At 54.1% G+C, this 25,306-nt stretch carries 25 protein-coding genes; 13 read left to right on the top strand and 12 right to left on the bottom strand.

Annotation, left to right across the window (positions count from 1 at the left end; translation table 11 throughout):
• Window positions 1–216: 216 nt before the first annotated feature.
• Window positions 217–804: a CoA pyrophosphatase gene (locus ACQE3Y_RS12390; protein WP_426981816.1), complete on the bottom strand. Its 588-nt coding sequence runs from the start codon at window positions 802–804 to the stop codon at window positions 217–219.
• Window positions 779–2,161, bottom strand: a complete 1,383-nt coding sequence (gene pabB / locus ACQE3Y_RS12385) for an aminodeoxychorismate synthase component 1 (RefSeq protein WP_426981815.1) — start codon at window positions 2,159–2,161, stop codon at window positions 779–781. The genes ACQE3Y_RS12390 and pabB overlap by 26 nt, the downstream gene beginning before the upstream one ends.
• Before the next feature lie 159 nt (window positions 2,162–2,320).
• Here pabB and ACQE3Y_RS12380 point away from each other — a divergent pair, with 159 nt between their 5' ends.
• On the top strand, window positions 2,321–2,509 hold the full coding sequence (locus ACQE3Y_RS12380; RefSeq protein ID WP_085071516.1) for a YoaH family protein: 189 nt from the start codon (window positions 2,321–2,323) through the stop codon (window positions 2,507–2,509).
• Here ACQE3Y_RS12380 and ACQE3Y_RS12375 read toward each other — a convergent pair whose 3' ends face one another.
• Entirely contained in the window at window positions 2,510–2,863 is a 354-nt protein-coding gene (locus ACQE3Y_RS12375) for a RidA family protein (RefSeq protein WP_085071517.1), read from the bottom strand.
• Between the two features lie 152 nt (window positions 2,864–3,015).
• Between ACQE3Y_RS12375 and ACQE3Y_RS12370 the strand changes: the two genes are divergently transcribed.
• From ACQE3Y_RS12370 to rnd, 5 genes are all read left to right on the top strand, one after another.
• Window positions 3,016–4,926 (top strand): ATP-dependent DNA helicase, encoded by a 1,911-nt coding sequence (locus ACQE3Y_RS12370; RefSeq protein ID WP_426981778.1) that lies wholly within the window; start codon window positions 3,016–3,018, stop codon window positions 4,924–4,926.
• A 57-nt stretch (window positions 4,927–4,983) separates the two neighbouring features.
• Entirely contained in the window at window positions 4,984–5,685 is a 702-nt protein-coding gene (gene tsaB / locus ACQE3Y_RS12365) for a tRNA (adenosine(37)-N6)-threonylcarbamoyltransferase complex dimerization subunit type 1 TsaB (RefSeq protein WP_426972380.1), read from the top strand.
• A 59-nt stretch (window positions 5,686–5,744) separates the two neighbouring features.
• On the top strand, window positions 5,745–6,335 hold the full coding sequence (locus ACQE3Y_RS12360) for a Slp family lipoprotein (RefSeq protein WP_426981777.1): 591 nt from the start codon (window positions 5,745–5,747) through the stop codon (window positions 6,333–6,335).
• 203 nt (window positions 6,336–6,538) lie between these two features.
• On the top strand, window positions 6,539–8,218 hold the full coding sequence (gene fadD / locus ACQE3Y_RS12355) for a long-chain-fatty-acid--CoA ligase FadD (protein ID WP_426981776.1): 1,680 nt from the start codon (window positions 6,539–6,541) through the stop codon (window positions 8,216–8,218).
• A gap of 108 nt (window positions 8,219–8,326) precedes the next feature.
• Entirely contained in the window at window positions 8,327–9,454 is a 1,128-nt protein-coding gene (gene rnd / locus ACQE3Y_RS12350) for a ribonuclease D (RefSeq protein WP_426972385.1), read from the top strand.
• 54 nt (window positions 9,455–9,508) lie between these two features.
• Here rnd and minE read toward each other — a convergent pair whose 3' ends face one another.
• Genes minE through minC form a run of 3 tightly spaced genes read right to left on the bottom strand, consistent with a single transcriptional unit; the run spans window position 9,509 to window position 11,324 of the window.
• Window positions 9,509–9,778 carry a cell division topological specificity factor MinE gene (gene minE, locus ACQE3Y_RS12345; RefSeq protein WP_085071522.1) on the bottom strand — a complete coding sequence of 90 codons (270 nt, stop codon included), beginning with the start codon at window positions 9,776–9,778 and terminating at the stop codon, window positions 9,509–9,511.
• Between the two features lie 3 nt (window positions 9,779–9,781).
• Complete coding sequence (gene minD, locus ACQE3Y_RS12340; protein WP_085071523.1) at window positions 9,782–10,594, bottom strand: septum site-determining protein MinD; 813 nt, start codon at window positions 10,592–10,594, stop codon at window positions 9,782–9,784.
• Window positions 10,595–10,625: 31 nt separating this feature from the next.
• Window positions 10,626–11,324 carry a septum site-determining protein MinC gene (minC, locus tag ACQE3Y_RS12335; protein WP_250650098.1) on the bottom strand — a complete coding sequence of 233 codons (699 nt, stop codon included), beginning with the start codon at window positions 11,322–11,324 and terminating at the stop codon, window positions 10,626–10,628.
• A 160-nt stretch (window positions 11,325–11,484) separates the two neighbouring features.
• Here minC and ACQE3Y_RS12330 point away from each other — a divergent pair, with 160 nt between their 5' ends.
• From ACQE3Y_RS12330 to ACQE3Y_RS12315, 4 genes are all read left to right on the top strand, one after another.
• A complete protein-coding gene (locus ACQE3Y_RS12330; protein ID WP_426981775.1) occupies window positions 11,485–11,760 on the top strand; it encodes a YcgL domain-containing protein in 276 nt (91 codons plus the stop codon).
• Between the two features lie 85 nt (window positions 11,761–11,845).
• Window positions 11,846–12,940, top strand: a complete 1,095-nt coding sequence (locus tag ACQE3Y_RS12325; RefSeq protein WP_426981774.1) for a lytic murein transglycosylase — start codon at window positions 11,846–11,848, stop codon at window positions 12,938–12,940.
• Window positions 12,941–12,987: 47 nt separating this feature from the next.
• Window positions 12,988–13,647, top strand: a complete 660-nt coding sequence (locus tag ACQE3Y_RS12320) for a fumarylacetoacetate hydrolase family protein (RefSeq protein ID WP_426981773.1) — start codon at window positions 12,988–12,990, stop codon at window positions 13,645–13,647.
• 60 nt (window positions 13,648–13,707) lie between these two features.
• Complete coding sequence (locus tag ACQE3Y_RS12315; RefSeq protein ID WP_085071528.1) at window positions 13,708–14,154, top strand: YcgN family cysteine cluster protein; 447 nt, start codon at window positions 13,708–13,710, stop codon at window positions 14,152–14,154.
• Window positions 14,155–14,170: 16 nt separating this feature from the next.
• Here the strand turns inward: ACQE3Y_RS12315 and dsbB are convergent, their stop codons facing one another.
• Complete coding sequence (gene dsbB, locus ACQE3Y_RS12310) at window positions 14,171–14,701, bottom strand: disulfide bond formation protein DsbB (protein ID WP_085071529.1); 531 nt, start codon at window positions 14,699–14,701, stop codon at window positions 14,171–14,173.
• Window positions 14,702–14,829: 128 nt separating this feature from the next.
• Complete coding sequence (nhaB, locus tag ACQE3Y_RS12305) at window positions 14,830–16,374, bottom strand: sodium/proton antiporter NhaB (protein WP_426981772.1); 1,545 nt, start codon at window positions 16,372–16,374, stop codon at window positions 14,830–14,832.
• 214 nt (window positions 16,375–16,588) lie between these two features.
• On the opposite strand from nhaB, the gene fadR reads away from it, so the two are divergent.
• Window positions 16,589–17,305, top strand: coding sequence for a fatty acid metabolism transcriptional regulator FadR (gene fadR / locus ACQE3Y_RS12300; protein ID WP_085071531.1), 717 nt, complete (start codon window positions 16,589–16,591; stop codon window positions 17,303–17,305).
• Window positions 17,306–17,363: 58 nt separating this feature from the next.
• Here the strand turns inward: fadR and ACQE3Y_RS12295 are convergent, their stop codons facing one another.
• Complete coding sequence (locus tag ACQE3Y_RS12295; protein WP_426972390.1) at window positions 17,364–18,899, bottom strand: SpoVR family protein; 1,536 nt, start codon at window positions 18,897–18,899, stop codon at window positions 17,364–17,366.
• A 505-nt stretch (window positions 18,900–19,404) separates the two neighbouring features.
• Here ACQE3Y_RS12295 and ACQE3Y_RS12290 point away from each other — a divergent pair.
• Together ACQE3Y_RS12290 and dadX are read left to right on the top strand one after the other, a co-directional pair.
• Complete coding sequence (locus ACQE3Y_RS12290; protein WP_426972392.1) at window positions 19,405–20,709, top strand: D-amino acid dehydrogenase; 1,305 nt, start codon at window positions 19,405–19,407, stop codon at window positions 20,707–20,709.
• 19 nt (window positions 20,710–20,728) lie between these two features.
• The gene (dadX, locus tag ACQE3Y_RS12285) at window positions 20,729–21,799 is read left to right on the top strand and encodes a catabolic alanine racemase DadX (protein WP_426972393.1); all 1,071 of its coding nucleotides are present in this window, start codon (window positions 20,729–20,731) and stop codon (window positions 21,797–21,799) included.
• A 1-nt stretch (window position 21,800) separates the two neighbouring features.
• Here dadX and ACQE3Y_RS12280 read toward each other — a convergent pair whose 3' ends face one another.
• The 3 genes from ACQE3Y_RS12280 to ACQE3Y_RS12270 form a co-directional block, all read right to left on the bottom strand.
• Window positions 21,801–22,991 (bottom strand): multidrug effflux MFS transporter, encoded by a 1,191-nt coding sequence (locus ACQE3Y_RS12280; protein ID WP_426972394.1) that lies wholly within the window; start codon window positions 22,989–22,991, stop codon window positions 21,801–21,803.
• Window positions 22,992–23,105: 114 nt separating this feature from the next.
• Complete coding sequence (locus ACQE3Y_RS12275) at window positions 23,106–23,339, bottom strand: DUF1480 family protein (protein WP_085071537.1); 234 nt, start codon at window positions 23,337–23,339, stop codon at window positions 23,106–23,108.
• A 78-nt stretch (window positions 23,340–23,417) separates the two neighbouring features.
• Window positions 23,418–25,145 (bottom strand): potassium/proton antiporter, encoded by a 1,728-nt coding sequence (locus ACQE3Y_RS12270; RefSeq protein WP_426972395.1) that lies wholly within the window; start codon window positions 25,143–25,145, stop codon window positions 23,418–23,420.
• Between the last annotated feature and the right edge of the window lie 161 nt (window positions 25,146–25,306).

Raw genomic sequence — 25,306 nt, 5'->3', positions numbered from 1 at the left:
CCTGTCATGCTTCACGTTAAAGCCGAACGAAAACCCGTTGTGCTTGCTGGCTGCCTGAACCTGATTAATGCGAAACACCTCAGAAACTTCCTGATGAGTCAGCGCGCCAAATATAACTATTTTGTGGGAATAGGGAAGTGATTTGGATCGCTAACCCAGGAAAATTTAGTGAAAAATCACGGAAAGGGTGCTTTTTGCCCAACATTTATTTGGTTATCACGTCGCCAGTTCCGGCATTATCTGTAAGCTAAGCTGGCGGATAATGCCGGCCGTCATGCCCCAGACAAAATAGTCCTGATACCAGGATAGCCAGACCTGATGCGTCATGCCTTCACGGTGAATCTCCAGCGACGTATAGCGCGAAAGACGCAGCGCCTCCTGCAATGGCATTTCAAAAATGGCATCCACTTCATCAGCGCTGGGCTGGAGCGGCAGATCGGGCGGAATAATCCCCACTACCGGCGTTACCTGAAAGCCGCTGCTGCTGCCTACCACGGGTAAGGTGCCAATAAGACGCACATCCTGCGCCTGCAGCGCGATCTCTTCCTGTGCCTCACGCAATGCGGTAAAGCACAGGGAGGGATCGCTGGCATCACGCATGCCGCCGGGAAAAGCCACCTGACCTGCATGCTTGCGCAGCCAGGGCGCGCGGCGCGTAAGCAGCAGCCCCGGTTCGGGACGGGCAACAATCGGCACCAGTACCGCCGCCTGGCGACGGGCGAGTAAAAAACCGGGCGACGGCGGCGGGGGCTGGAGCTGGAAGCGGGTCAGAAAACTATCAAGCGTCAGCGGCAGGGTCATCAGGCGCGCCATCCTCCAGCAACGGTAAAATGCGGCCCAGCTTATGCAGCGTCTCCTGATATTCCAGTTCCGCCTCGCTGTCGGCAACGATACCGCCGCCTGCCGCACAGTAAAGCTGACCGCGTTCCGCAATCAGCGTGCGAATGGTAATGCTGCTGTCCATTCTGCCGCAGCAGCTCAGATAACCGATGCTGCCACACCAGGCGTTACGGCGCTGCGGCTCTAACGCTTCAATAATCTCCATGGCTCGTACCTTGGGGGCACCGGTAATCGATCCGCCCGGAAAGCAGGCGCGCAGCAGATCGCAGGCGCTCAGCTCCGGCTTCAGGCGGGCGCGGATAGTGCTGACCAGATGATGAACGGCAGGAAAAGGCTCAACCACAAACAGCTCCGGTACCCGCACGCTGCCGGGCACCGCGACGCGGCCAATATCATTACGCAGCAGGTCGACAATCATCAGGTTCTCGGCGCGATCCTTTTCCGATTCCGCCAGTTTGCGCGCCTGCAGCCGATCGGCCTGCTCATCCGCCAGACGCGGTAGCGTCCCCTTAATGGGCCGGGTTTCGATAACATCGTGCTTTAACGAAAGGAAACGCTCCGGCGACAGGCTAAGAATAGCGCTATCCGGCAAACGTAAAAAGGCGCTAAAGGGCGCACGGTTACTCTCATTAAGCCGCTGGAACGCCTGCCATTCATTGCCTTCATAGCTTGCCTGAAAGCGTTGCGCCAGATTGACCTGATAGCAGTCGCCAGCCTGCAGCCAGGCCTGAATACGCTCGAAACGCTCACGGTAGCCTTCCGGCGTCATGTTTGACTGCCAGCGGCAGGTCAGACGAAACGGCGCAGCGATCGGTGGCGGCAGGCTATTCAGCCAGCGTAGCCGCGCATCTGCGGGCTGATGATCGACCAGCGTAAGCGTTTGTTGCTGATGGTCAGCAATCAATGCCCAGTTATAGATGCCTGTCGCCATATCTGGCGTGGCGATATCCGCAATGGCCTGCTGCGGCAGGCGCTCAAACCGGCGGCCTAAATCATAACCAAACAGGCCAAGCGCGCCGCCCTGAAACGGCAAATCGTCACGCGGCGCAACCGCAGAGAGCAGGCTGGCCTGTTCTGCCTGCAGCAAGCTCAGCGGATCTGCTGCTGATTCCGTGACAACGTCACCTTTACGGATGCGGGTTACCTCTCCGCGCGTCTCCAGCGTCGCAACAGGATCAGCCACCATAATATCGAAACGGCTGTCAGGATGATCGGCAGAACCGGAGCTAAGCAGCATCGCCCAGGGCAAATGGGCAACGCGACCAAAGAGTTCAGAAAGCGCATCAGGCGTATAGGGTAAAGCGTGGTAGACTACAGGCATCACTTTTAGCAGCGTTAGTGGTGGTCAAACGGCAAGCCTGGCATATTTTTTCGCTGCTGGCATCTGTTTGTTTACCGTAAAATATTCATGCGGCTGACCAACAACGCGCGCGAAATTCAGGCACGTTGTTGTCCGTTTCAATTAATAACAGGAGCCATTATGTCTACAGGTTTACCGGCGTTAAGCCATGAACAGCAGCAACAGGCGGTGGAGCGTATCCACAAACTGATGGCCGAAGGAATGAGTAGCGGAGAGGCCATTACCCGTGTGGCTCAGGAGATCCGCCAGACGCATACTGGCGGGCATGTCGCAGCACTCTTTGAAGAAGATGAGGATGATGAGGCCTGATCAGGCGGGATTGAGCGCGGCAATAATTTTAATTTCTACTTTATATTTTGGGTTCATTAAACCGGCCTGAACGGTGCAGCGCACCGGGGCGTTGTCTGGTGAAACCCAGGCATCCCAGGCCCGGTTCATCGCGGCAAAATCCGCCTTATCAACCAGAAAAATAGTGGCGTCCAGAATGCGGCTTTTATCTGAACCCACGCGAGTCAGCAACCGGTCGATAACCGCCAGCGCATTCGCCGTTTGCGCTTCAGCATCTTCATCCAGATTCTCCGGCACGCTGGTGTAATAGACGGTATCGTTGTGGATCACCGCTTCCGACATACGATGTTCAGGATCAATACGGGTAACTGACATAGCTTATTTCCTTATTCCGTTTTTTCGCCGTTAGCCTGGCACAGTTAAGCCCGCGCTGTCATCAAAATGAGGGCGGGGTGATGCTTTTGCCGCCAGCCGTTCGAATGATTTCAGGTATAATCAGGCCGTTTTAACGCAACCAGAGAGGATATGTGGCAGACGATTTTGCAGCTGATGGCGCTTTAGCGCAGGCAATACCCGGTTTCCGGCCGCGCGAGGCGCAGCAGCAGATGGCCGTAGCGGTCACGCAGGCGATTGATCAACGCGGCGAGCTGGTAGTAGAAGCGGGAACCGGCACGGGAAAAACCTACGCCTACCTGGTGCCGGTATTACGTGCCGGCAAGAAAGCGATTATCTCCACCGGATCAAAAGCGTTACAGGATCAGCTTTACAGCCGCGATCTGCCAAAAGTGGCGAAGGCGCTGGCGTATAAAGGTAAAACAGCACTGCTGAAAGGGCGCTCTAACTATCTCTGCCTGGAACGGCTGGAACAGCAGAGCATGACCGGCGGCGAGCTGACCGTCCAGACCCTCAGCGATCTGGTTTATCTGCGCCGCTGGGCCAGCGAAACGTCGGATGGCGACATCAGCGGCTGTAGCGGCGTGGCGGAAGACAGTGCAATCTGGCCGCTGGTGACCAGCACCAACGATAACTGCCTCGGTAATGATTGTCCGCTCTATAAAGATTGCTTTGTGGTCAAGGCGCGTCGTCGGGCGATGGATGCCGACGTAGTAGTGGTCAACCACCATCTATTCCTGGCAGATATGGTGGTTAAAGAGAGCGGATTTGCTGAGCTGATCCCCGAAGCGGATGTGATGATCTTCGACGAAGCGCATCAGGTGCCCGATATCGCCAGCCAATATTTTGGTCAACAGCTCACCAGCCGGCAGCTGCTGGATCTGGCGAAAGATATTACTATCGCCTATCGCACCGAAGTGCGCGACGTCCAGCAGCTGCAAAAAGCGGCCGACCGGCTGGCGCAAAGCGCTCAGGATTTCCGTCTGTCGTTAGGCGATCCCGGTTTTCGCGGCAATCTGCGCGAGATCCTCAATGACCGTGATGTACAGCGCGCCCTGACATTGCTGGATGATGCGCTGGAGCTGTGTTATGACGTGGCGAAAATGTCGCTGGGACGCTCGGCGCTGCTGGACGCCGCCTTCGAGCGTGCTTCACAGTATCGTAATCGCCTGAAGCGGTTAAAAAATATTAGCGAGCCTGGCTTCAGCTACTGGTATGAATGTAGCTCACGACATTTTGTGCTGGCGCTGACGCCGCTTTCGGTTGCCGAGCGCTTTCGTGAAGTGATCAGCGAACGCCCGGCTGCCTGGATCTTTACCTCTGCCACGCTGGCGGTAAACGAAAAAATGACCCACTTTATGGATCGGCTTGGCGTGCATCAGGCGCAAAGCATGATCCTGAACAGTCCGTTTGACTATGCGCGTCAGGCTTTGCTCTGTGTACCGCGCGATCTGCCGTCGCCTAACCAACCGGGCGGAGCTAAACAGTTGGCGCGCCGCCTGCTGCCACTGATCGAAGCGAATAATGGCCGCTGCTTTTTCCTCTGTACTTCGCATCAGATGATGCGTGCGCTGGCGGAGGAGTTCCGCGCCAGTCTGACGCTGCCGGTGCTGCTGCAGGGCGAAACGGGCAAAGCGCAGCTGCTGAAACAGTTTATTGAGGCGGGCAACGCGCTGCTGGTGGCAACCAGCAGCTTCTGGGAAGGGGTGGATGTTCCCGGCGATGCGCTGTCGCTGGTGATTATCGATAAACTGCCCTTTACCTCGCCAGACGATCCCCTGCTGAAGGCGCGTATGGAGGATTGTCGTCTGCGCGGAGGCGATCCTTTTGATGAGGTGCAGTTGCCCGATGCGGTGATCACCCTGAAGCAGGGCGTTGGACGCCTGATCCGCGATGTGGAAGATCGTGGCGTGCTGGTTATTTGCGATAACCGCCTGGTAATGCGGCCTTATGGCGCGGTATTTCTTAATAGCCTGCCGCCAACGCCGCGTACCCGCGATCTGCAGCAGGCGGTCAGCTTCCTGCATCGTCCCGATGAGAAGTAATTCCCTGGTGGCTGTGCTAAGATGCGCGCCGAAAAAAATTTCTCGCCTGAGGTTGTTATGTCCGCGCGAATTTTAGCTCTTGATACTGCTACTGAAGCCTGTTCGGTAGCGCTGTTGCTGGACGGTGTCGTTGACGCCCATTTTGAACTTTGCGCACGCGAGCATACGCAGCGTATTCTGCCAATGGTAGAAGAGATGCTGACGCGCCATCAGATGACGCTGTCGCAGCTGGACGCGCTGGCATTCGGTCGTGGGCCGGGCAGTTTTACCGGCGTACGCATCGGCATCGGCATTGCGCAGGGACTGGCGTTTGGCGCAGGCCTGCCGCTGCTGGGTGTTTCCACGCTGATGACCATGGCGGAAGCTGCCTGGCAGCGTCATGGCGCTCGCCGCGTGCTGGCGGCGATTGATGCGCGCATGGGAGAAGTCTACTGGGCGGAATATCAGCGTGCTGATGATGGTCAGTGGCAGGGCGCAGCGAGTGAGGCGGTGCTGAAGCCGGAAGCGGCGCTGGCGCGGATGCAGCAGCTTTCTGGCGAATGGATGACGGTTGGCACCGGCTGGGCTGCCTGGCCACATCTGGTGACGGAAAGCCCACTGACGCTGCACGCCAGCGATATTACCCTGCCTGCGGCGGAGGCGATGTTGCCGTTGGCACAGCAGCTCTGGCAGCAGGGCGCTGCCTTACCGCCGGAGCAGGTGGAACCCGCCTATTTACGCAATGAAGTGGCATGGAAAAAACTACCGGGACGCGAATAGACTGGCGGCAACTTATTTATTACGCAATAGTCTAATCAGGCAGGTTTCTGGAGAAAGCTATGCGTAAATATCTTAATAACAAAACAGCTCTGCTGGTAGCTACGCTGCTGTTGGCCGGCTGCGTGACCGTCCCGGATACCATTAAAGGTCGTTCACCTGTGCCGCAGCAGGATTTGCTGCGGGTTATGAACGCCCCTCAGCTTTATGTCGGACAGGAGGCGCGCTTCGGCGGTAAGGTGGTAAAAGTCACTAACCTTAACGGCCGCACGCGACTGGAAATCGCCACTCAGCCGCTGGATGACACCGCGCGGCCCCGGTTGAATGCCGCCTCGGTTGGCCGTATCTGGGCCGATATCAACGGCTTTGTCGATCCAGTTGATGTAAATAACCAAATGGTAACGGTGGTCGGCACCATCAGGGGCAGTGAAAAAGGCGAGATCGGTAAGGCCAGCTACAACTTTGTGGTGGTCGATGTCGCTGGCTATCAACGCTGGCGTTTGCAGCAGCAGGTTGTTATGCCAATGCAGCCGATCGATCCCTGGATCTGGTATGGTCCGGGACGTCATCATGCTGGTTTCTGGGGGCCAGGCCCCTGGGGCAACTATTACAATTCCGGTCCGGTACAAGTGCAAACTATCCTGACGGAATAAACATCCCGGTAGTAATGATTAGCGGCCCGGTCGCCTATTATGTGACCGGGCCATTTTATTGTTAAAAAACAAAAAAATTTAGTGATGGGCTTCGCAGCCTGAACGGCAGGTGTTAGTCATACTGGTACAATGAGTTAAAATATTGTTAACAAAAGCGGGCCGAGGCTGCGATGGCGAATAAATATGATTTCCGAGGTGAATCCTTGAATAAGGTCTGGCTGAACCGTTACCCCGCCGATGTACCGGCGGAGATCAATGCCGATCGTTATACGTCGCTTATCGATCTTTTTGAGCAGGCTTCCCAGCGTTACGCCGATCGTCCTGCTTTTATTAATATGGGTCAGGCGATGAGCTTCCGTAAGCTGGAGCAACGTAGCCGGGCGTTTGCCGCCTATTTGCAGCAAACGCTGGGGCTAAGTAAAGGCGATCGGGTGGCCATTATGATGCCTAATCTGCTGCAATATCCGATTGCGCTGTTTGGCATACTGCGGGCCGGTATGGTAGTGGTGAATGTAAACCCGCTCTATACCCCACGCGAGCTGGAGCATCAGCTGAATGACAGCGGCGCGAAAGCGATCGTTATTGTTTCTAACTTTGCCCATACGCTGGAAAAAGTTGTAGCGAAAACCTCGGTCAGGCACGTTATTCTGACCCGTCTGGGCGATCAGCTTTCGCCTGCGAAAGCCACGCTGGTCAATTTTGTTGTGAAATATATCAAGCGGCTGGTACCGAAATATAACCTGCCGGATGCGGTCTCATTTCACAGCGTGCTGCAGCAGGGCGCACAGCTGGATTATTTGCGACCGGAATTACAGAATGACGATCTGGCTTTTTTGCAATATACCGGCGGCACTACTGGTGTTGCCAAAGGTGCCATGCTTACCCACCGCAATATGCAGGCTAATCTTGAGCAAACCAAAGCCACCTATGGCTCACTGCTGCGCGACGGCAAAGAGCTGGTGGTCACGGCGCTGCCGCTCTACCACATCTTTGCGCTGACCGTAAATTGCCTGTTATTTATCGAGCTCGGCGGGCAAAATTTGCTGATTACCAACCCGCGCGATATTCCCGGCTTTATAAAAGAGCTGAGCAAATATCCTTTTACCGCCATCACCGGGGTAAATACGTTATTTAACGCCTTGCTGAATGATAAAAATTTCCAGCAGCTCGATTTTTCCACGCTGCGTCTGTCGGCGGGCGGGGGGATGTCGGTACAGAAAGCGGTGGCGGAGCGCTGGGAGAAGCTGACCGGGCACTACCTGCTGGAAGGGTATGGGCTGACCGAATGCTCGCCGCTGGTTTCGGTTAACCCCTATGATATTACCTGTCATAACGGCAGCATCGGTCTGCCGGTGCCCTCTACCGAGATCAAGCTGGTGAATGACAACGGCGTGGAAGTGGGAACAGGAGAGCCGGGCGAGCTCTGTATCAAAGGGCCGCAGGTTATGACCGGCTACTGGCAGCGTCCGGATGCCACCGATGAAGTGCTAAAAGAGGGCTGGCTCTATAGCGGCGATATCGTTACCGTCGATGAAGAGGGCTTTTTGCGTATCGTGGATCGTAAAAAAGATATGATTCTGGTTTCCGGCTTCAATGTCTATCCGAACGAGATTGAAGATGTGGTCATGCAACATCCGAAAGTGCGCGAAGCGGCGGCCATTGGCGTACCAAGTGACCTTTCTGGCGAAGCGGTGAAAATCTGTATCGTGAAAAAGGATCCCTCTTTGACCAAAGATGAGCTGATTGCCCACTGTCGACGTCATCTCACCGGTTATAAGGTGCCGAAAATCGTTGAGTTTCGCGAAGAGCTACCTAAAACCAATGTGGGTAAAATTCTGCGACGCGCGTTGCGTGACGAGATAAATAAAGCGCCTGCCGCCTGATGCCGCGAGTATGTTAAGCTATGGATGTAAGCGCCGGTTAATCCGGCGTTTTCATTGTATTCATCAGCATTAGCAACGCAAACGTACCGCTGGCAAGAGAGCAAGCATTTGAATTACACCTATATCACCACCAATGAGGCGCTCCAGGCCTGCTGTGACGCTGCGCGTCAACACCGTGCTATTGCGCTCGATACCGAGTTTGTCCGCACCCGCACCTATTATCCGCAACCTGGCCTGCTGCAAATTTATGATGGCGAACAGATCACGCTGGTTGATCCTCTGACCATTACCCAGTGGCAGCCGCTGATCGATCTGCTAAGCGACGCCAGCATCACGAAATTCCTGCATGCCGGTAGTGAAGATCTTGAAGTGTTTCAGCACAGCTTTGGGGTCATGCCAACGCCGCTGATTGACACGCAAATCCTCGCTGCTTTTAGCGGGCGTCCGCTATCAATGGGCTTTGCCGCGATGGTCGAAAACTTTACCGGTGAAGTGCTGGATAAAAGTGAATCACGCACTGACTGGCTGGCGCGTCCGCTTTCTGCCCGTCAGTGTGAATATGCGGCCGCCGATGTGTTCTGGCTGTTGCCGATTGCCCACACGCTGATGGATGAAACCGCAGCGGCAGGGCAGCTGGATGCGGCGCGCAGCGAATGTCTGCTGCTTTGCCAGCGCCGTACTGAAACGCTGCAGCCGGAAGAGGCGTATCGGGAAATCAGTAACGCTTCGCTGCTGCGTCCGCGTCAGCTGGCGGCATTACAGCACCTGGCGGCCTGGCGTCTGAAACTGGCGCGCGAAAAGGATATGGCGGTTAATTTTGTCGTACGCGAGGAAAATCTCTGGAAGGTAGCGCGCTATCTGCCGGGTTCGCTCGGCGAGCTGGATCACTTAGGACTGAGCGGTCACGAAATCCGTTTCCACGGCAAAACGTTGCTGGATATGGTTAATGAGGCCAACGCGCTGCCGGAAGAGAGCCTGCCGGAGATGCTGCTCAATATTAACGATCATCCGCACTATAAAAAAGCGTTTAAAGCGCTGAAAGCAGTGGTGCAGGAAGTCAGCGAGCGCAGCGGGCTGAGTACCGAACTGCTGGCGTCACGCCGTCAAATCAACCAGCTGCTGAGCTGGCACTGGCAAATCAAACCGCGAGAAACGCTGCCCGAGCTGGTAAGCGGATGGCGCGGCGAATTGATGGAACAGGAAATCAAACAGGTACTGGCGGACTATCCGCAGTAGCCTGCATAAACGTTCCCCTGCGTAAGGCAGGGGAAGGTCAGGAATGAAGACGAATCATTTCGCGGTTTCTTCCATTTCTGGCAGCGTCACGTTCAATTCCAGTATCGAAATATCATCACCGCGCTGATCCAGCTGTACAGTTACCATCTCCGGATCAATCTTCACATACTTGCAAATCACTTCCAGAATGTCGCGCTTCAGCTGGGGAAGATAATGGGGCTCACTATCGCCCCTCCTGCGTTCAGCTACGATAATCTGCAGCCTTTCCTTGGCTATGTTAGCAGTGTTCTTTTTACGGGATAAAAAGAAGTCAAGTAAGGCCATGGTTTATCCCCCGAACAGGCGTTTCAGGAATCCCTTCTTCTCTTCTTCAATGAAGCGGAAGGGGCGTTCTTCACCGAGTAACCGCTCAACGGTATCGGCATAGGCTTTGCCCGCATCGGATTCAGTATCCAGAATCACGGGTTCGCCCTGGTTGGAAGCGCGCAGTACCGACTGATCTTCCGGGATTACGCCAACCAGCGGAATACGCAGAATCTCCAGCACATCTTCCATACTCAACATATCGCCGCGGCTAACACGGCCTGGATTATAACGCGTCAGCAGCAGGTGCTCTTTTACCGGCTCCTGGCCGTTTTCAGCGCGGCGTGATTTGGAGGCGATAATGCCCAGAATACGATCGGAGTCACGCACCGAAGAGACTTCCGGGTTGGTGGTGATAATAGCTTCATCGGCAAAATAGAGCGCCATCAGCGCGCCGGTCTCAATACCTGCCGGCGAATCACACAGCACAAAGTCAAACTCCATCTTATCCAGTTCGTTCAGCACTTTTTCAACGCCTTCGCGCGTCAGTGCATCTTTATCTCGCGTTTGGGAAGCAGGCAGGATATAGAGGTTTTCTGTACGTTTGTCTTTAATCAGTGCCTGATTCAGCGTGGCATCGCCCTGGATAACATTGACGAAATCATAAACCACGCGCCTTTCACAGCCCATAATCAGATCGAGATTACGCAGACCGATATCAAAATCGATCACCACGGTTTTCTTCCCTTTCTGTGCCAGACCGGTAGCAATGGCCGCGCTTGACGTGGTCTTGCCAACGCCCCCTTTGCCGGATGTAACTACAATAATGCGTGCCATATATAAGAATTCCTTATAAATAAAAAGGGGCCTAATTCAATGTCTGTATTGTCAGCGCGCCATCTTTTAGGCTAAGGCGCGCTGCTTTTGCAAAATATTCCGCCGGGATTTGATCCATAATCCAGTACTCGCCCGCTATGGAAACCAGCTCCGCAGATAAACTGGTACAAAATATCTGGCATTCACGATCGCCACCGGCGCCCGCCAACGCGCGTCCGCGCATCATGCCATAAATATGAATATTGCCGTCGGCAACCAGTTCAGCACCGGCGCTTACGCTATTCGTCACGATCAGATCGGTATTACGCGCATAAATTTGTTGCCCGGAGCGAACCGGCGTGGTGACCACGCGCGTTTTAACCAGAGTGCTTTCCGGCGCCGCTACCGCAACCGATTCTACCGGTTCAGGATTTTTTTTCTGTTCTTTGCCTTCGGACAGGATGGGCAGGCCGGCGCGTGCGATCATGCGCTTAAGCGACTCATCTTTACAGCCGCTGACGCCTACAATGCGTAACCCCGTCGAAGCGATAGCCTGCTGCATCTGTTTCCAGTTAACGTCACCGTCCAGAGAGGCTACATTCAAAACCACGGGCGCATTTTTGAGAAAGGCAGGTGCCTGGTCAATTTTGTCCTGAAGCGCCTGACGAACCACATCGGGATGCGTGTGGTGTAAATGAACAACAGACAGAGTAAAACTACTGCCTTTAAACTCGATTGGCGTTTGCGACATCTGTCCTGGCTCAGTCCTGTTATGTCTAAACCCGACTAAATTATGCCTGATTTAGCCAGCGCGTAATCAAGGCGGGACATTATTCCTAACTACTGCAAGCATGTTATAGTTACTGTTATATTCAGGCAAGTCACCACCCCGCTTAATTCGAGTAAAAAATATGTTTTGTGTGATCTACAGAAGTCCCCAACGCGATCAGACTTATCTCTACGTTGAAAAAAAAGACGACTTTTCCCGCGTGCCCGAGGAGTTGCTGCGGGGTTTTGGCAAACCGCAGCTGGCAATGGTGTTACCCCTTGAACGCACTAAGAAACTGGCGAATGCGGATATTGAAAAAGTAAAGCTGGCACTGCGCGAGCAGGGTTATTATTTGCAGCTGCCGCCACCGGTAGAAGATCTGCTGAAAATACATTTAGGAAAAAAAGATCCGGTTTAATTCAGATTCATCTGTAAATAATAAATTGGCGAATAATTCCCCAATTTATTTCCGGCGATTTTCAATTGATTAATAAGGAACTGATATGAAGCTAAATGCCCTGAGCGCAACGTTACTGACAATAATGTTAGCGGGATGCGCCAGTAAAAATAGCGTCTCTTCAGCGCCTGAAACCACGGGGGCTGTCGCGCCGACACCTGCCGCCAAAAGCGGCGGCTTTCTGACGCCGCCGACGGGTAAAATCACTCTGGCCCAGCAGGGGCGCGATCCTGCGGAGTTCCCCGCTTACGTTGAGCAGCTGAAAGCGCAGGCGCGTCAGCAGGGCATCAGTGAGCAAACCATAAATAGCGCTTTCGCTAACGTGCATTTTGTTGACCGGGTGATTAAATCTGACCGTAATCAACCCGAGCAGAAAATCACGCTGGATGATTATCTGGCGCGGGTCATTACCCCTAAAAAGATTGAGCAGGGCCGCAGCCTTTATCAGCAATATCAGAACGAGCTGACAAGCGTAAGCCAGCAATATGGCGTAGCGCCGCAATATATTGTGGCGCTGTGGGGAATGGAGAGTAACTATGGGCGGCTTCAGGGCCGCGAAGATATTATCTCTGCGCTCGCCACGCTGGCTTTTGAAGGGCGGCGCGAAGCCTTCTTCACTAAGGAGTTGATCGCTGCGCTGAAGATGATCCAGCAGGGTCATATCAGCGCGCCGGAAATGAAAGGCTCCTGGGCGGGTGCGATGGGGCAGAATCAGTTTATGCCCAGCTCTTATCTGAACTATGGTGCGGACGGCGACGGCGATGGAAAAATTGATATCTGGCGTAACCAGCGCGATGTGTTTGCCTCCACGGCTAACTATCTGGCTAAAGAGGGCTGGAATTCTGGCGAAAGCTGGGGACGCGAAGTGATCCTGCCGGTGGATTTTGCCCCCCAACTGGCGGGTCTGAAGACACCACAGGCCAAAACGGTGGGTGAATGGGAAAAACTGGGCGTGCGGCTGAGCAGCAGCGATAACTTGCCGGATACCGGGCAGCGCGGCTGGATTATACTGCCGGACGACGTGGGCGGACGCGCCTTCCTGGTGTATGACAACTTCCGCACCATAATGCGCTGGAATCGCTCATATTATTTCGCTATCAGCATCGGCAAAATGGCGGATGCGGTAGCACAAGCACAGTAGGCTAGCGGCGCCGGCCTGGCGCTGTCACTCTCAGCAAGGGGAAAAGCATGTATCAACATCGTAACTGGCAGGGCGCGCTGTTAGATTTTCCAGTCAGCAAAGTGGTTTGTGTCGGCAGCAATTACGCTAAGCACATTAAAGAGATGGGCAGCGCGACGCCGCAGGAGCCGGTGATTTTTATCAAGCCTGAGACGGCGCTGTGCGATCTGCGACAGCCGCTCTCGATTCCACGCGACATGGGCGCGGTGCATCATGAGGTGGAAATGGCGATTCTGATCGGCTCCACCCTGAAACAGGCCAGCGAAGCGCATGTCGGTCAGGCTATCGCGGGCTACGGCGTCGCCCTTGATTTGACGCTGCGCGATATTCAGGCTGGCCTGAAAAAAACCGGGCAGCCGTGGGAAAAGGCCAAGGGATTCGATAATTCCTGTCCGCTTTCCGGCTTTATTCCTGTTAATCAATTCACCGGCGATCCGCAGCAGTGCGAACTTAAGCTGGTGGTTAATGGTGAAGTGCGCCAGCAGGGCAGCACCGCCGATATGATCACGCCCATCCTGCCGCTGATTGCCTATATGTGCAAATATTTTACCCTGCGCGCGGGCGATGTGATTTTGACCGGCACCCCGGAAGGCGTGGGTCCACTGCATGCAGGGGACCAGCTGGAAGTCTCGCTGGCAGGCCATGGCGTGAGCACGCGCGTGCTGTGATGCTTGCATCTGACCGCTGAACTGTTTATAAGGTGCGCTTTTGCTTAACCGGACATCACAATGACTGAGACCCCTTTCTGGCAGGAAAAGAGCCTGGAACAAATGACTGATGAGGAATGGGAATCCTTGTGCGATGGTTGTGGCCAGTGCTGCCTTAATAAATTGCAGGACGCCGATACGGATGAAATCTATTTCACCAACGTGGCCTGCAACCAGCTTAATATCAAAACCTGTCAGTGCCGTAACTATGAGCGTCGCTTCGAATATGAAGAAGACTGTATCAAGCTGACGCGTGATAATCTGCCTACCTTCTCCTGGTTGCCAGCCAGCTGCGCCTACCGTCTGCTGGCGGAAGGGAAAACGCTGCCGGTCTGGCACCCTTTACGCAGTGGCTCAAGTGCCGCAATGCATGCCGCACGGATTTCGGTGCGTCATATCGCGGTGCGTGAGAGCGAAGTCAGGGACTGGGAAGATCACATTATTAACCGGCCGGAATGGAAAGGCTGATCCAGCCGGTTAATGCTTAACGGGAAAAGAGATCGCGACGCCGGGGTTTGAACGGCTGCGCGATCAATACCAGCAGCGCTACCAGCAGATAAGCAGCGAAAATAATCATTAGCCACTGCGGCATACTCAGCGTAAGAAAAGACCAGACGCGTTCTGAGCAGTCGCCCGTGGCAACAAACACTGACGGCAGCCATTTATCCAGCGGTAGCCAGCCGGGAAAACGGGCGGCGAAATCACAGGTTGTAAATGGATTGGGATGCAGTTGCAGCATCGTATGCTGATAGGAGAGACGCAATCCCTCCCAGGCGCTGTAGAGCCAGATCAGCAGCGCCGCATAGCGCAGCGGCGTTTTTGGCGCGATCGCGCCAACCAGCCCGGCACCCATCACGCCAAACAGCGCGCAGCGCTCATAAATACACATTACGCAGGGTTTCAGCATCATAACGTGTTGAAACCACAGCGCGACCATTTCCAGCGCAAAAGCAGTCAGCGCCAGCAGCAGCCAGGCGCCACGTCCTTTTGAGCATTGGTTCAGGTATCGCAACATAAATCATTCCCTGTCATTAGCGTTGAACCGGCAGTGTAAAGCAAATACACATCGCTGCCAGCCAGGGCAGCGAAAAAACAGAATTAAAAATGACGTAAGATCATTTTGTTCCCGATTTTTACCGGGCGCTATAGCGCATGTGGCGGCAGCCAGCCATGCGCCATCATCCACAATGTCATCGGCTCCAGCGCATACATAATGCAGAACAGCCCCACCAGCGACAGCACAAAGGTATAGGGCAGCGCCATCCATACCATGCGTCCGTAAGAGAGGCGAATCAGCGGCGCCAGTGCGGAGGTCAGCATAAACAGAAACGCAGCCTGACCGTTAGGCGTGGCGACAGAGGGCAGATTGGTGCCGGTATTGGTTGCGACCGCCAGCAGTTCAAACTGCTGCAGGCTAATCTCGCCACGGGTAAGGGCGTTTTTCGCTTCGTTAATGTACACCGTGCCGACAAATACATTATCTGATATAGAGGACAGCACCCCATTAAAGACATAAAACCAGGTCAGTTGCATATTGGCTTCTGCCTGCAAAACAAAATGGATCAGCGGGCTAAAGAGATCCTGTTGCACAATAACTGCCACGATGGCGAAAAATACCGTCAGCAGCGCGGTAAAGGGCAGCGCTTCTGAAAACGCCCGACCAATAACGTGCTCATCGGTCACCCCACACAGCGAGGTGGCGAGAATGATCACCGACAAACCAATCAGGCCCACTTCTGCCAGGTGCAGCGCTAGCGCAACGATCAACCAAACGGCGATGGCACCCTGGATCCACAAATTAAGGCGATCCTGACGGGTACGCTTTTTCCGGGACTGAAGATCGTAATTCATCAGGATCTCGCGCACTTTTTCCGGTAGCGGTTCGCCATAGCCAAACAGGCGGAAGCGCTCCAGCAGCATGCAGGTGATCAGACCACAAATCAGTACTGGTACCGTCACCGGCGCCATGCGCAAAAAGAATTCAATAAAGTCCCAGTCGGCGGCTTTTGCAATAATCAGGTTCTGTGGCTCACCTACCATGGTCATGACGCCGCCTAAGGCGGTACCGACGCCAGCCTGCATCATCAGGCTGCGCAGAAACGAGCGGAACTTCTCCAGCGTTTCGCGACGCGCATTGTGATTGATATCCTCAGACTCGGCATGTTCATCACCTTCCGATAATACGCGGTGATAGATATCATAAAAGCCGGCGGCTACGCTCAGCACCACGGCGACAACCGTTAGCGCATCAAGAAACGCGGAAAGGAACGCGGCGGCCAGGCAAAATGCCAGGCCGAGTACCATCTTCGAGCGGATGGTCAGCAGCAGGCGGGTAAACACAAACAGCAAAAGCTGCCGCATAAAATGGATGCCGGCCACCATAAAGATCAGCAGCAGCAGCACCTCAAGGTTATTCGCCAGCTCCTCTTTTACCTGTTCCGCGCTGGCCATGCCGATGATAATCGCTTCCAGCGCCAGCAGGCCGCCGGGCAGCAGGGGATAGCATTTTAACGCCATCGCGAGGGTAAAAATAAACTCAGCCACCAGCAACCAGCCGGCAAGAAACGGGCTAACGAAGAAAAACAGCAGGGGATTCACAACCAAAAATCCCAGCAGCGTCAGCTTATACCAGTTGGGAGATTGCCCAAGAAAATTACGCGTAAAGGCGCGTCCGGTGGAAATATCCATATGTAACGTTATCCTCATACAGGATTAAGAAAATTTTCAGATTCAAAGGGTAAACGTCGCCAGCGAGCGAGGCAATGCGCATTCGATTAAAGCCACTCAATTCATCATTTTTTGCGCTGGATTCAGGTTTTAAACGAAGCGAGGCTAGGTGATGCCTGGGCCCTCTGGTATGATGAGTGGCATATTGCCTAATGAAAAAGCAACGAGAAATGCTATGGTTATAAAGGCGCAGAGCCCGGCCGGGTTCGCGGAAGAGTACATCATTGAAAGTATCTGGAACAGTCGCTTTCCCCCTGGATCTATCCTCCCTGCCGAACGCGAGCTTTCTGAGCTGATTGGCGTAACGCGTACCACGCTGCGAGAAGTGCTTCAGCGTCTGGCACGCGATGGCTGGCTGACCATTCAGCACGGCAAGCCGACGCGGGTCAATGATTTCTGGGAAACTTCCGGTCTGAATATTCTTGAAACGCTGGCGCGTCTCGATCACGACAGCGTACCGCAACTGATGGATAACGTGCTCTCCGTGCGCACTAACGTCTCCTCCATCTTTATCCGTCGCGCTATCCGTCACTTTCCCGAACAGGCGCGTGAGGTGCTGAAAGCGGCTGAAGGCGTCGAGGATCAGGCGGATGCCTATACCGAGCTGGATTATCGCATTTTTCGCGGGCTGGCTTTTGCCTCCGGCAACCCGATCTACGGCTTGATTCTTAACGGGCTGAAAGGGCTTTATACCCGCGTGGGGCGTCACTACTTTTCCAATCCCGAAGCGCGTACCTTAGCGCAGCGTTTTTATCAGCAGCTGCTCTCTTTTTGCGACGGCACCGAGCCGGAAAACATCGTTACCGCAGTACGTGAATATGGTCGTCGGAGTGGGGAAATCTGGCACAGCATGCAAAAATCGATGCCGGATGATGAGCTTCATCGCCGCTGAGTATGATTGACCCGTTTGAGTAATAACAGGGCCGGATTCGCCTCCGGCCCTGATGGTTTTATAAAGTGTTAGGACGCGGCGGGCAGCGATCCAGTATTTCAACGCTGCCATCTTCATTCTGCTGTTCCAGATGAACCTCAAATCCCCACAGACGATGCACATGCTTTAACACTTCGCGCCGGCTCTTATCCAGCGGAGAGCGCTGATGTGGCACATAGCGCAGCGTCAGAGAGCGATCGCCGCGTAAATCAACGTTATAAACCTGAATATTAGGTTCCAGGTTGCTCAGGTTATACTGCGCGGAAAGCTGCTGACGGATCGCGCGATAGCCCGCTTCATCATGAATTGCGGCAATTTCCAGATAATTGTTCCGATCGTCATCCAGTACGGTGAACAGACGGAAATCACGCATCACTTTCGGCGAGAGGAACTGACTGATAAAGCTTTCATCTTTAAATTCCCGCATGGCGAAATGCAGCGTTTCCAGCCAGTCCGAACCGGCCATATCCGGGAACCAGTAGCGATCCTCTTCAGTAGGCGACTGACAGATGCGTTTAATATCCTGGAACATAGCAAAGCCCAGCGCATAAGGGTTAATTCCGTTATACCAGGGGCTGTTATAGGCGGGCTGGAATACCACATTAGTATGGCTGTGGAGGAACTCCAGCATAAAGCGCTCTGTTACCTTACCCTCATCGTACAGATGATTCAGGATGGTATAGTGCCAGAAGGTCGCCCAGCCTTCGTTCATGACCTGCGTCTGTTTTTGCGGATAAAAATACTGACTTACCTTACGTACAATGCGTAGAATTTCACGCTGCCAGGGCTCCAGCAGCGGTGCATTTTTTTCCATAAAATAGAGCAGGTTTTCCTGCGGTTCAGAAGGGAAACGCACTTTCTCAGCATGCACTTCTTCTTTTTCGCGACGCGGCAGGGTACGCCACAGCGTATTGACCTGGCTTTGCAGGTACTCTTCGCGGCTTTTCTGCCGCGCTTTCTCTTCCTGTAATGAGATTTTTTGCGGACGCTTATAGCGATCGACACCGTAATTCATCAGCGCATGGCAGGAGTCGAGCAGACGTTCTACTTCCTCTACGCCATACCGCTCTTCGCACTCGGCGATGTAATTTTTCGCAAACAGCAGGTAATCAATGATTGAGCCGGCATCGGTCCAGCTGCGGAACAGGTAGTTATTTTTAAAGAATGAGTTATGACCATAGCAGGCGTGAGCGATAACCAGCGCCTGCATGGTGATGGTGTTCTCTTCCATCAGGTAGGCGATGCAGGGGTTAGAATTGATCACAATTTCATAAGCCAGTCCCTGCTGACCATGTTTATAGCGCTGCTCGGTTTCAATAAACTTTTTACCAAAAGACCAGTGCGCATAGTTGATGGGCATGCCGACGCTGGAGTAGGCATCCATCATCTGTTCAGAGGTAATGACTTCAATTTGATGCGGATAGGTATCCAGGCGGTACTGTTTCGCGACGCGATCGATTTCCGCCAGGTAGGTATCAAGTAGCTCAAAGGTCCAGTCGGGTCCGTCACTGAGTCGTTTGCTGTCCTTAACCGGATCGTCAAATAATGTCGCCATAGCGCACCCCTCGTTGGTGAATCCCATTGGGCAAAGCGTTGCCGCAAGGATTCCTGTTGTTTAAGGCTCATCCTGAATAAGAAGGCCCAAAGAACTGAGCGAACACTCTAATGATAGTTCACTGTTTTCCATCTGAAACCGGAATGCAACCTGAAACTGCAATACAAAATAAAGCGGCAATTAAAAACGAAATTTTAAATAACGAATAATGCGAATAAACGCCTGTTCATCAGTATAAAATCCTGTTTATTCTGTTTTTGTATGACCCATGCTAAATCTGCTGGCGTCAGGCTAATTTACCGGCTTAATCCTCACTTGCTGCTGCGATAACTTTAAAAATAATATTTTCCACTGAAATTTAGTCAGCATCTTGTTTTTACTCAGCGCTAAGGTAAAAAAGATGTGAAATATGTCACCGCTATGTTGATGGGAATGCGGCAAAATTATCATCCATAGGGTTGGCTAAGAATTAGTGGATTGTTCTATCGGGGGTGCTGGGGGAATTATGCGAGTTGTCATTCTGGGAAGTGGAGTTGTCGGCGTCGCCAGTGCCTGGTATCTGGCGCAGGCGGGTCATGACGTTACGGTTATCGATCGTCAGCCGGGTCCGGCGCAGGAGACCAGCGCCGCCAATGCCGGGCAGATTTCTCCTGGCTATGCGGCCCCCTGGGCTGCGCCGGGCGTACCGTTAAAAGCGATAAAATGGATGTTCCAGCGGCATGCTCCTCTGGCGATCCGTCTTGATGGCAGCCGCTTCCAGCTGCAATGGATGTGGCAGATGCTGCGTAACTGCGATATGCGCCACTATCAGGAGAATAAAAGCCGGATGGTGCGCATTGCGGAATACAGCCGTGACTGTATGAAAGCACTGCGGGAACATACCGGGATCAACTATGAAGGCCGTCAGGGCGGTACGCTGCAGCTATTTCGTACCGCACAACAGTATGAAAGCGCCAGTAAAGATATTGCCGTTCTGAAAGAGGCCGGCGTGCCTTATGAACTGCTGGAGGCGCACCAGCTGGCGCGTGTGGAACCGGCACTTGCCTCCACCCATCATAAACTGACCGGCGGGCTGCGCTTGCCCAATGATGAAACCGGCGACTGCCAGCTTTTTACCCAGCGGCTGGCGCAGATGGCGGCAGAGGCGGGCGTAACCTTTCGCTTTAATACGCCAGTGGATGGCCTGCTGCGTGAGGATAATCGCATTGTCGGCGTGAAATGCGGCGCAGAGATTATTACCGCAGACAGCTATGTTGTTGCCTTCGGATCCTGGTCCACCGCGCTGCTGGCGGATATCGTTTCTATTCCGGTTTATCCTTTAAAAGGCTATTCATTAACCATTCCAATTCGCGATGAGGCCGGAGCGCCAGTTTCCACCGTTCTGGACGAAACCTATAAAGTGGCTATTACCCGTTTTGACCAGCGCATTCGCGTTGGCGGAATGGCGGAAATTGTCGGCTTTAATACGCAGCTGCTGCCCGCACGGCGTGAGACGCTGGAAATGGTGGTACGTGACCTTTATCCCAACGGCGGCAACATTGAACAGGCCAGCTTCTGGACCGGTCTGCGTCCAATGACGCCGGACGGCACGCCGATTGTTGGGCCTACGCCGTTGAAAAATCTTTACCTTAATACCGGACACGGCACGCTCGGATGGACTATGGCATGCGGTTCAGGACAGCTGCTTTCTGATATTATTTCCGGAAAAAAACCGGCGATTGCTGCAGATGATCTTTCTGTAATGCGTTATCTGCCTGGTTATTCACCGGTAACGCCCCCGCAACTGCATAAAGCAAACGTTGCACGTTAACGAGTTACAAGGAGAGGTTATGTCACGTCCGATTGTCGCAACCATTCATAGCGCTGCGCTGCGACAAAATCTGGAGATCGTGCGCCGCGCTGCGCCGGGATCCCGTGTCTGGTCTGTGGTCAAAGCGAACGGCTATGGTCATGGCATCAGCCGCATCTGGCAGCACCTGAGCGATACGGATGGCTTTGCGCTGTTAAATCTGCAAGAGGCGATTCTGCTGCGCGAACAGGGCTGGAAAAAACCGATTCTGCTGCTGGAGGGCTTTTTCCATAGCGATGAGCTTGAATTGCTGGACCGCTATCGTTTGACGACCAGCGTTCACAGCAACTGGCAGATCCAGGCGCTGGCGAAAGCGCAGCTTAGCGCGCCGATCGACATTTATGTCAAAGTGAATAGCGGCATGAACCGGCTGGGCTTTATGCCTGAACAGGTGCATAAGGTATGGCAAAAACTGCGGGCGCTGGAGAATGTCGGAGAGATGACCCTGATGACCCATTTCGCCGAGGCGGAAAAAGAAGAGGGTATCCTTGAACCCATGAAGCAGGTTGAGCTGGCGGCGGAGGGGCTGAACTGCCCGCGTTCGCTGGCAAACTCAGCGGCGACGCTCTGGCATCCGGAAGCACATTTTGACTGGGTGCGGCCCGGGATTATTCTTTATGGCGCTTCACCAAGCGGTCAATGGCAGGATATTGCCGGAACAGGCCTCAAGCCCGCAATGTCACTAAAAAGCGAAATTATCGGCATCCAGCATCTGCGCCCCGGCGCTGGCGTAGGTTACGGCTATCGCTATCATGCAGTTGCGGAGCAGCGCATTGGGGTTGTGGCCTGCGGCTACGCGGATGGCTATCCTCGTCATGCGCCAAACGGTACGCCGGTAGTCATTGACGGCGTGCGCACCACCACCATCGGCGCGATATCGATGGATATGCTCACTGTGGACTTAACGCCTTGTCCGCAGGCTGGAATTGGCTCCAAAGTAGAGTTGTGGGGCGAACAGGTGAAAATCGACGAGGTGGCAAGCAGTGCCGGTACCGTTGGCTATGAGCTAATGTGCGCCGTCGCACCGCGGGTACCGGTTGAAGTCTTATAGTTTACAGCGCGGTCAGCGAGCCGCGCATTTTTTTACTGCAGCGCCATGCCAGAAACGTGAGCGCTGCGCCTACCAGCATCATCAGCGCCAGCGCATCTTTCTCCGTCAGCGGTAACGCCATCATCAGCAGTCCAGCCGAAGAACCGCCCGCCATCTGGATAAATCCTGCCAGCGCGGAAGCGACACCTGCCTGCTGCTGATAAGGCTCCAGCGCATAGCTGGTGGCCGGACCTACGGTAAAGGCCAGGCCCGCTACAGAGATGGCGACAGGTAGCATATAGAGCGCCCAGTGGGTTTGCATCGCGGCTGGAAACAGCTGCTCACCTGCAAACAACATCAGCGCGCCCAGCAGCATCGCCAGCGTTCCCAGCGCCAGACAAACCGGACGTCCAACTTTGCGGATCATTTTATTGACCAGTATGCTCACCAGCATAATCCAGAAGCCGTTTGCGCCGAAGGCGATAGAGAACTCAAGCGCGCTAAGGCCGCCTACCGTCATCAGCACATGCGGTGCCAGCGAAACGTAAGTTAACACCATCCCCAGCGCGCCTGCGTTGGCAAAGGCAAAAGCGAGAAAGCGCGGCTGGCGCAAAATAGCGCCATATTGACGCAGCGGCAGACCTTTCACTTTACGCGTATCGGCAGGGCGCGTTTCTGGTAACAGAAACGCAATCAGCACGCCGATTGCCAGCGCATAGCAGACCAGGAACCAGAAAGGCGCTCGCCAGCCAAAGGCTTCGGCCAGAAAACCGCCCAGCATGGGGGCCAGCGCCGGCACGATATTAAGCGCGCCGTTAAGAAAGCCATAGGCGCGTGCCGCTTCATCACCCGACAACCGATCGCGTACGCCGCTAAAAGCAACCACGGCGGTACAACAAACGGCGCAGCCCTGAATCAGACGCGCCAGCAGAAACATAGGCCAGTTTACTGCGCAGGCCGCGAGCGCGCTGCCGCAGATATAGAGCAGCAGACCTATCATGGCGACAGGCTTACGGCCAAAGTTATCTACCAGCGGTCCGGCGATAATTTGCCCCAGCCCCATAACCAGCAGAAAAATGGGGATAGTGGTTTGCACCGTTGAGACCGGTGTTGACAAACCCAGAGCGATATCCGGTAGCGTAGGCAAATAGAGATCGATGCCAAGGGGCGCTAACAGCACCAGGCTAAGCAACAACAAGGTAAATTTTTGCATCAGGGAAGTTATTATCCGATATTTTTGAGCTGCACAGCGTAGAGAGATGTGACGAAAAAGAAAAGGGAAAAGTAACGAAATCAGGAGCAGCCGGGCTGCTGCTCCTCTAACTTATCAGGCAGGTTTTTTTAAAACCCAGCGATCCTGCTGTTTATCATAGTGACCGATCTCCAGATCCACCGGCTGTCCGTCAATCCACGCGGGAACGCTGGTTTCTTCATCCCAGCCGTCAAGCTGGTAGCTGAGACCGGGATTGGTTTGACAGGGGATACTGATGGTATCAGCCAGTTCAGCATCCATATCTGCATCAATAATCTCGTAGCGACCAATTTTGACTACATGACCCATGGGTTATTTCCCTCCAGGAAAGACGTGAACTATAAGCTTAGTCGCTCTGGCGGGAAATTCGAGGCCGTCAGGTCAGGATTATTCCTTCTCTTCCGGCACCCGCACGCCGATTTTGATCACCTGGTTATCCTCTTTTTCCGCCACGGTCCAGATCAGATGATTCCATTCCACCTGATCGCCCACCACCGGTGCGCCGCCGAGCATGCCCAGAATCAGCTGCCCCAGCGATTGCTGATCGTTGGTCTCTTCATTCAGATCCAGACCATAGATTTGCGCCACGTCGCGCAGTCTTGCATCCGCATCCAGAATAAAGTCGCCGAAAAAGCGCTGGTCAAGCGCTACCGGAGGAGACTGACTGAACAGCCTGCCGAGTGCGGGTAGGTCGCGCTCACGACCAATCACACAGAGCACATCGCCTTCCCGCAGGCGGGTATTGCCGGTGGGATGCATCAGCACATTATGACGGAACAGGGCGGCGATACGCGTTTCACGCGGCATTTGCAGATCGCGCAGCGCTGCGCCGACGCACCATTTATCAGCGCTTAACTGATAAACAAACTGCTCCCAGGGGTTTTCCGGATGGATATCAAGCCCAACGCGACTAATCGGCGAAGCGGTAGGCGGCACGATAACTTTCGCTTTACGCGCGGCAAAGCCCAGTGAAGTGCCCTGTAGCATCAGCGATACCAGCACCACGAAAAAAGCGATATTGAAGAATAGCGAGGCATTTTCCAGCCCAGCCATCATCGGGAACACCGCCAGAATAATGGGTACCGCGCCGCGTAAACCGACCCAGCTGATAAAAACGCGTTCGCGCAGGGTAAAACTGCGGAAGGGCAGCAGGCCAATAAAAACAGAAACCGGGCGGGCAAACAGAATCAGCCAGAGCGAAAGGATCATCGCCGGTACGGCGATATGCCAGAGATCGGAAGGCGTCACCAGCAGACCCAGCACCAAAAACATGCCGATTTGGCTCAGCCAGGCCATCCCGTCAAAGGTTTGTAAAATGCCGTGCCGGTTGCGGATGGGACGATTCCCTAGCAGGAAGCCACAGAGATAGACCGCCAGAATGCCGCTGCCTTCCAGCACCGTAGTCAGGGCGAAAACCAAAATCCCACCGCTGACGGCCAGCAGCGGATAAAGCCCATTGGCTAAAGAGATACGGTTAATCAACTGTTGTATCGCCCAGCCGCCGCCCAGCCCCAACACAATGCCTAAACCAAACTGCTGGATTAATTGAACCACAAACATCCAGCTTAAACCGCTTTCTCCCTGCTGAATCATCTCAATCAGGGTAATGGTAAGGAACACTGCCATGGGATCGTTGCTGCCGGATTCAATTTCCAGCGTAGAGCTGACGCGCTCGTTCAACCCCTTATCCCCCAACAGCGAGAACACCGCTGCGGCATCCGTAGAGCCGATAATCGCGCCAATCAAAAAGCCCTGCATCATATCCAGCCGGAACAGCCAGGCGGCAGCGAGCCCGGTAAGGCCGGCGGTGATCATCACACCTACCGTAGCCAGCGACAGCGCCGGGCCTAATGCGACGCGCAGCGAAGTGGCGCGGGTGCGCATGCCGCCATCCAACAGGATCACCGCCAGCGCCAGGTTAGAAACCATATACGCGAGCGGATAATTATCAAACGCGAAACCCCCGATACCGTCCTCGCCGGTCAGCATACCCAGCGCCAGAAAGATCACCAGGATAGGGATCCCTAAACGGGAAGAGAAGGCGCTGAGTAGGATGCTTGATGCTACCAGCACGGAACCAATAATGAAAAGACTGTAAATTGTGCTGGCATCCAAGGCATTTTCTCCTCGTAAAACAGATGGCAAAAGCGATTTTAAACGTGGTTACACTATAACCGTTTTCAAAAGATAATGCTTTATCAATAGCTTGTCACAGCACGCAGGATAAAAAATGGGTACTTTTCGCAGCATGGCACAAAGTAAAATTGCTTAAAAAA

Source organism: Pantoea sp. FN0305 (genome assembly GCF_050113845.1).
GTDB classification, from domain to species: domain Bacteria; phylum Pseudomonadota; class Gammaproteobacteria; order Enterobacterales; family Enterobacteriaceae; genus Mixta; species Mixta alhagi.
The sequence above is the reverse complement of the archived record's forward strand: the minus strand, read 5'-3'. Positions and strand labels throughout refer to the sequence as shown.